The following is a 6,434-nucleotide window of genomic DNA, read 5'->3' as shown; positions in this document are numbered from 1 at the left end:
CAGCCGCTGCGGGCGCAGCCATGGAGCCCGTTCATTCCGGGCAATGACAAGCGGCCAGATTACGCCGTGAAAGGTAACTGAGTGCAGGGGGCTGCCTTGCAGCCCATTCGCGGGCTTGCCCGCTCCCACAGGATCCCCACTGCCCTCTGGACCGGTGAAATCCCTGTAGGAGCGGGTTTACCCGCGAAGAATCCAACACCGATTTCCAGGATTGCCCGCATGCTCAGACTCCTGCTCACACTTCTCCTGCTAATGCCCTTGGCAACCCACGCCAGCGAGGGCGAATTCTTCCTCACCGCCAAGCCCGCCGAGCAGGCCCAACTGCTCGGAAACTGGGCAGCGCAACCCGATGCTGCACGCCTGCCGCTGTTGGAAAACCTGCGCCAGGGCCGCATCGCACCCGACGACACCCGCAAGCTGCGCCTGAACAACCGCCTGCGCGGCTTGATCGACAATGCCCTGGCCAGCCACCAGTTGCTCAGCGACGACAGCGACACCCGCCTGGCTGCCGCCCAGCAACTGCAAAAAAGCGCACAACCTGCGCAAATGGCGTTCCTCGACCGGCGCTTCGCCAGCGAGCCGGACGCTGCCGTACACGCAGCCCTGGGCCTGGCCCTGGCCAATTTGCAACTGGGCGCCAGCGACCCCGCCGTACGCCTGGCCGCCGTACGCCTGCTGGGGGAAACCGGCGACCCGCTGGCCCGCACCCGCCTTGAAGCGCTGCTGCAACCCGACGCGGAAAGCGACCCGGGCGTGCGCACCGCTGCCGAAACCAGCCTGGCCCAGGTGCAGCGCAAGCTGCTGTTCGGCGAGCTGCTCGGCCAGGCCTTCAGTGGCCTGTCGCTGGGGTCGATCCTGCTGCTGGCGGCGCTCGGCCTGGCGATCACCTTCGGCCTGCTGGGCGTGATCAACATGGCCCATGGCGAGATGCTGATGCTCGGCGCCTACAGCACCTATATGGTCCAGGTGCTGGTGCAGCGTTATGCCCCGGGTGCCATCGAGTTCTATCCGCTGATCGCCCTGCCGGTGGCCTTCGCCATCAGCGCCGGGGTCGGCATGGCGCTGGAGCGCACGGTCATCCGCCACCTGTATGGCCGCCCACTGGAAACCCTGCTGGCCACTTGGGGGATCAGCCTGATCCTGATCCAGGCCATCCGCCTGCTGTTCGGCGCGCAGAACGTCGAAGTCAGCAACCCGGCTTGGTTGTCGGGCGGCATACAGCTGCTGCCCAACCTGGTGCTGCCCTACAACCGCCTGGTGATCATCGGCTTCGCCCTGGCGGTGGTGCTGCTGACCTGGCTGCTGCTCAACCGCACGCGGCTGGGCCTGAACGTGCGGGCGGTGACCCAGAACCGCAACATGGCGGCATGCTGCGGTGTGTCTACCGGGCGCGTCGACATGCTGGCCTTCGGCCTTGGCTCGGGCATTGCCGGGCTGGGTGGCGTAGCCCTGAGCCAGGTGGGCAACGTCGGCCCGGACCTGGGCCAGAGCTACATCATCGACTCGTTCCTGGTGGTGGTGCTCGGCGGGGTCGGGCAACTGGCCGGTAGCCTGTGGGCGGCGTTCGGCCTTGGCATTGCCAACAAGCTGCTGGAACCCCAGATCGGCGCCGTACTCGGCAAGATCCTCATCCTTGCGTTGATCATTCTGTTCATCCAGAAGCGCCCGCAAGGCCTGTTCGCCCTCAAGGGACGGGTAATCGACTGATGAACCAGCCACTGCTAGTCACCGCTACGCAAAAGGCCGGGCCGCGCCTGTCGCTGGCCATCGGCGCCGTCGTCACCCTGCTGCTGGTCGCCCTGCCGCTGTTGTCGCTGCTCCCGGCGGACCACGCCTTGCAAGTGTCGGCCTATACCCTGACCTTGGTCGGCAAGATTCTCTGCTACGCCATCGTCGCCCTCGCCCTGGACCTGGTCTGGGGCTACGCCGGTCTGCTGTCACTGGGCCACGGCCTGTTCTTCGCCCTGGGCGGGTATGCCATGGGCATGTACCTGATGCGCCAGGCGGCCGGGGACGGCCTGCCCGGGTTCATGGCTTTTCTGTCGTGGACCGAGCTGCCATGGTACTGGGCCGGAACCCAGCATTTTGCCTGGGCCCTGTGCCTGGTGGTGCTGGCCCCCGGGCTGCTGGCGCTGGTGTTCGGTTGGTTCGCCTTCCGCTCGCGGATCAAGGGTGTGTACTTCTCGATCATGACCCAGGCCCTGACCTTCGCCGGCATGCTGTTGTTCTTCCGCAACGAAACCGGCTTCGGTGGCAACAACGGCTTCACCAACTTCCGCACCATTCTGGGCTTCGACATCACCGCGCAAGGTACCCGCGCCGTGTTGTTCCTGCTAACGGTCGGCCTGCTGCTGGCCAGCCTGTACCTGTGCTGGCGGCTGACCCGCAGCAAGTTCGGCCGCCTGCTGACCGCAGTGCGCGACGCCGAGAACCGCCTGATGTTCTGCGGTTACGACCCGCGCGGCTTCAAGCTGCTGGTGTGGGTGCTCAGCGCCGTGCTGTGCGGGCTGGCCGGGGCGCTGTACGTGCCCCAGGTGGGCATCATCAACCCCAGCGAAATGTCGCCGACCAACTCCATCGAAGCCGCCGTGTGGGTAGCCCTTGGTGGCCGTGGCACGCTGATCGGGCCGTTGCTCGGCGCCGGCCTGGTCAATGGCATGAAAAGCTGGTTCACCGTGGCCTTCCCGGAATTCTGGCTGTTCTTCCTCGGTGCGCTGTTCATTCTCGTCACCCTGTACCTGCCCAAGGGCGTGGTCGGCCTGTTGAAAAAAAGGAGCCAGCCATGAGAGGCGTGCCCCCGGTGCATCCCGAATTCATGCTCGAACCGGTATTCGACCCGCTCGGCGCCGGCCGCGACGCCATCGGCCTGGGCCACACCCGCAAGGCGGGCCTGGATACCCGCCACGGCACGGTGCTGAGCCTGGAAGACATCAGTGTCAGCTTTGACGGTTTCAAGGCGCTGAACGCGCTCAACCTGTATATCGGGGTGGGCGAGTTGCGCTGCATCATCGGCCCCAATGGCGCCGGCAAGACCACCCTGATGGACGTGATCACCGGCAAGACCCGCCCAGACAGCGGCACGGCCTACTTTGGCGACACCCTCGACCTGACCCGCCTGGGCGAGTACCAGATCGCCCAAGCCGGGATTGGCCGCAAGTTCCAGAAACCCACGGTGTTCGAGGCGCTGACGGTGTACGAGAACCTGGAGCTGGCGCTGAAGACCGACAAATCGGTATGGGCCAGCCTGGCTGCGCGCCTGAGCGGCGAGCAGCGCCAGCGCATCGAAGAGGTGCTGACCACCTTGCGCCTGCTGCCGCTGGCCCAGCGCCAGGCGGGCCTGCTGTCGCACGGGCAGAAGCAGTTCCTCGAAATCGGCATGCTGCTGGTACAAGAGCCGCAGTTGCTGTTGCTGGATGAACCCGTGGCGGGCATGACCGATGCCGAGACCGAGTTCACCGCCGAGCTGTTCAAGGGCTTGGCCGGCAAGCATTCGCTGATGGTGGTCGAGCACGACATGGGGTTCGTCGGCAGCATCGCCGACCACGTGACCGTGCTGCACCAGGGCAGTGTGCTGGCAGAAGGGTCGCTGGAGCAGGTGCAGGCGGATGAGCGGGTGGTCGAGGTGTACCTGGGCCGCTAGACAGGGATACCTGTGCCGGCCTATTCGCGGGTAAACCCGCTCCCACAGGTAATGCACAAGTCTTGAAATCTGTGCGGTCCCTGTAGGAGCGGGTTCACCCGCGAATAGGCCGGCACAGGCACAGCAACACTTTCAGGAACACCAACATGCTCAAGATCGACACCCTGCACCAATACTACGGCGGCAGCCACATTCTGCGCGGCCTCTCCTTCGAAGCCAAAGTCGGCGAAGTGACCTGCCTGCTGGGCCGCAACGGGGTCGGCAAGACTACCCTGCTGCGCTGCCTGATGGGCCTGGTGCCCGCCCGGGATGGCAGCATCGAATGGGAAGGCAAGCCGATTACCGCGCTCAAACCCCAGCAACGCGTACACGCCGGCATCGCCTACGTGCCCCAGGGCCGTGAGATTTTCCCGCGCCTGACCGTCGAGGAGAACCTGCTGATGGGCCTGTCGCGTTTCCCCGCGCGGGAGGCGCGCGAAGTGCCAGCCTTCATCTACGAGCTGTTCCCGGTGCTTGAGCAAATGAAGCAGCGCCGGGGCGGCGACCTGTCTGGCGGGCAGCAGCAACAGCTGGCCATCGGCCGCGCCCTGGCCAGCCGGCCGCGCCTGCTGATCCTCGACGAACCGACTGAAGGCATCCAGCCGTCGGTCATCAAGGAAATCGGCGCCGTCATCCGTCGCCTTGCCGCACGGGGGGACATGGCGATCCTGCTGGTGGAGCAGTTCTACGATTTTGCCGAAGAGCTGGCCGACCAGTACCTGGTCATGGCCCGTGGCGAGATCGTGCAGCGCGGGCGCGGCGAAAACATGCAAGCCGAGGGTGTGCGCGGCCTGGTAACCATTTAACCTGCAAGCACCGTACTTGCGAGACCCTGTCATGAGTTACCAGCTGCGCGATGCCCTGCCCGCCGACGTGCCGGGCATCCTCGATATCTACAACGACGCCGTGCGCACTACCACGGCGATCTGGAACGAAACCCCGGTAGACCTGGCCAACCGCCAGGCCTGGTTCGAAGCACGTGCGCAGCAGGGCTACCCGATCCTGGTGGCTGTGGATGACACGGGCGTGCTGGGCTATGCCTCGTTTGGCGACTGGCGGCCGTTCGAGGGTTTCCGCCTGACCGTGGAGCACTCGGTGTACATCCGCGGCGACCAGCGGGGCAAGGGGCTGGGGGCGGTGTTGATGGCGGCGCTGATCGAGCGTGCACAAGGCTGCGGCAAGCATGTGATGGTCGCGGCCATCGAAAGTGGCAATGCGGCGTCGGTCCGCCTGCATGAGCGGCTGGGTTTCGTGGTGACCGGGCAGATGCCCCAGGTTGGCGTGAAGTTCGGCCGCTGGCTGGATTTGACCTTCATGCAGCGGGTACTGAACCCGGGAGCTGAACCAGGCTGAAATGCGGCCGCTTGTGGGAGGGCCCTTTCGCGACACAAGGCCACTCCCACAAAGGCCGGCGCGCAAGCCTACATCTGGGTAAACCTGCCCAGCCGCTGCTTCAACATGCTGTTCTCGCTGCGCAGCTGCTGCACTTCCTGCAACAGCTCCAGCGCCAGCGCCACCCCTTCCCACTCCAGTTCCAGTTCCCGGTGCAGCTTGGCCGCGCGCTTGGCCAACAACGGCGCCTGATCGTCAAACAGCCAGTCCTCTGGCGTTCGGCCAGAAGGTTCGACAATGCCGTGTTCGACGATTTCGATCACGCAGTCCGCCGTGACATCGGCTTCCTGACACAGGGTACGCATGTCCAGTTGAACGATCAGGGTGCTGCTCATGATCACTTACTCCATTGTGTCCTCGGGTTGAACGCCGCTTTCTCGGCGAGCTTCGTCCACAGTTCGCGGGCAGACTCGTCGGATGCCGGCGGCATCACCACCTTCAGCTGTGCATACAGGTTACCGCGCTCACCGTGCTTGCTCGCCAGGCCTTTGCCCGGTACACGCAGGCGCTGGCCGCTCTGGCTGTCCGGGCGGATGGTGAGGTTGATCTTGCCGTCCAGGGTGGGTACCGCAACCTTGGTGCCCAGCGCAGCCTCCCATGGCGCCAGGGGCACGGTGATGATCAGGTCATGGCCTTCAACATCGAACAGCGGGTGCGGTGCCATGCGAATGGTCAGGAACAGGTCGCCATTGGCCCCGCCGCCACTGCCCGGCGCGCCCTGGCCCTTGAGGCGGATACGCTCGCCATCGGTGACCCCGGCCGGAATCTTCACGTTCAGGGTTTTGGTGGTGAAACCGGTGCGCTGGCCCATGGCATTGGTTTGCGGCACCTGGAAGCTGATCTGCTTGGACTCCTTGCTCAGGGTTTCTTCAAGGAATACGGCCAATTCAAGTTCCACGTCCTGCCCCCGCCTGCCGGCACTGCGTTGCTGCTGCCGGCCACCACCGAAGGGGTTGCCACCACGGTTGCCGAATATCGAGCTGAAGAAGTCGGAGAAATCGCCGCCCTCGAAGCCACCACCGCCACCGCGGTTTTCCCAGCCCGGTGGCGCCTGGAATGGCCGGCCGTGCTGGCCGCCATACTTGCGGATCTCATCGAACTCGGCACGTTTCTGCGCGTCGCCCAGAACCTCGTAGGCCTCATTGGCCTCTTTGAATTTGTCCTCGGCATCGCGTTCCTTGCTGACATCGGGGTGGTACTTGCGTGCCAGCTTGCGGTACGCGGCCTTGATCGCCTTCTCGTCCGCCGTGGGCTCTACGCCAAGTATCTTGTAATAGTCTTTGAAGTCCATCTGTGGATCACCAATGTGAAAGTGCGTGTTGCAACTGAAGATGCTACTGAAGATAGGGGTCAAGCATAGCCT

At 64.7% G+C, this 6,434-nt stretch carries 7 protein-coding genes; 5 read left to right on the top strand and 2 right to left on the bottom strand.

Features of this window, described 5'->3' with window-relative positions:
* Window positions 1-219: 219 nt before the first annotated feature.
* The 5 genes from urtB (at window position 220) to APH30_RS13260 (ending at window position 5,032) form a co-directional block, all read left to right on the top strand.
* Complete coding sequence (gene urtB, locus APH30_RS13280; RefSeq protein ID WP_009683283.1) at window positions 220-1,707, top strand: urea ABC transporter permease subunit UrtB; 1,488 nt, start codon at window positions 220-222, stop codon at window positions 1,705-1,707.
* Entirely contained in the window at window positions 1,707-2,786 is a 1,080-nt protein-coding gene (gene urtC / locus APH30_RS13275; protein WP_009683284.1) for an urea ABC transporter permease subunit UrtC, read from the top strand. Before urtB ends, urtC begins: the two co-directional genes overlap by 1 nt.
* Window positions 2,783-3,640 carry an urea ABC transporter ATP-binding protein UrtD gene (gene urtD, locus APH30_RS13270; RefSeq protein WP_029885711.1) on the top strand — a complete coding sequence of 286 codons (858 nt, stop codon included), beginning with the start codon at window positions 2,783-2,785 and terminating at the stop codon, window positions 3,638-3,640. The genes urtC and urtD overlap by 4 nt, the downstream gene beginning before the upstream one ends.
* Window positions 3,641-3,786: 146 nt before the next feature.
* Window positions 3,787-4,485 (top strand): urea ABC transporter ATP-binding subunit UrtE, encoded by a 699-nt coding sequence (urtE, locus tag APH30_RS13265; RefSeq protein ID WP_054904943.1) that lies wholly within the window; start codon window positions 3,787-3,789, stop codon window positions 4,483-4,485.
* A gap of 31 nt (window positions 4,486-4,516) precedes the next feature.
* On the top strand, window positions 4,517-5,032 hold the full coding sequence (locus tag APH30_RS13260) for a GNAT family N-acetyltransferase (RefSeq protein WP_029885713.1): 516 nt from the start codon (window positions 4,517-4,519) through the stop codon (window positions 5,030-5,032).
* A 68-nt stretch (window positions 5,033-5,100) separates the two neighbouring features.
* On the opposite strand, the gene APH30_RS13255 is transcribed toward APH30_RS13260, so the two are convergent.
* Both APH30_RS13255 and cbpA read right to left on the bottom strand, forming a co-directional pair.
* Window positions 5,101-5,406 (bottom strand): chaperone modulator CbpM, encoded by a 306-nt coding sequence (locus APH30_RS13255; RefSeq protein ID WP_009683288.1) that lies wholly within the window; start codon window positions 5,404-5,406, stop codon window positions 5,101-5,103.
* A gap of 2 nt (window positions 5,407-5,408) precedes the next feature.
* A complete protein-coding gene (gene cbpA, locus APH30_RS13250; protein ID WP_054912820.1) occupies window positions 5,409-6,362 on the bottom strand; it encodes a curved DNA-binding protein in 954 nt (317 codons plus the stop codon).
* Between the last annotated feature and the right edge of the window lie 72 nt (window positions 6,363-6,434).

This window comes from Pseudomonas sp. NBRC 111127 (genome assembly GCF_001320345.1).
GTDB lineage: Bacteria > Pseudomonadota > Gammaproteobacteria > Pseudomonadales > Pseudomonadaceae > Aquipseudomonas > Aquipseudomonas juntendi.
Note: the sequence above shows the minus strand (reverse complement) of the source record. Positions and strands in the feature narration are given on the sequence as shown.

Coding starts and splice junctions, on each gene's coding strand:
- urtB (WP_009683283.1), top strand. CDS start 220: ATGCTCAGACTCCTGCTCACACTTCTCCTGCTAATGCCCTTGGCAACC.
- urtC (WP_009683284.1), top strand. CDS start 1,707: ATGAACCAGCCACTGCTAGTCACCGCTACGCAAAAGGCCGGGCCGCGC.
- urtD (WP_029885711.1), top strand. CDS start 2,783: ATGAGAGGCGTGCCCCCGGTGCATCCCGAATTCATGCTCGAACCGGTA.
- urtE (WP_054904943.1), top strand. CDS start 3,787: ATGCTCAAGATCGACACCCTGCACCAATACTACGGCGGCAGCCACATT.
- APH30_RS13260 (WP_029885713.1), top strand. CDS start 4,517: ATGAGTTACCAGCTGCGCGATGCCCTGCCCGCCGACGTGCCGGGCATC.
- APH30_RS13255 (WP_009683288.1), bottom strand. CDS start 5,406: ATGAGCAGCACCCTGATCGTTCAACTGGACATGCGTACCCTGTGTCAG.
- cbpA (WP_054912820.1), bottom strand. CDS start 6,362: ATGGACTTCAAAGACTATTACAAGATACTTGGCGTAGAGCCCACGGCG.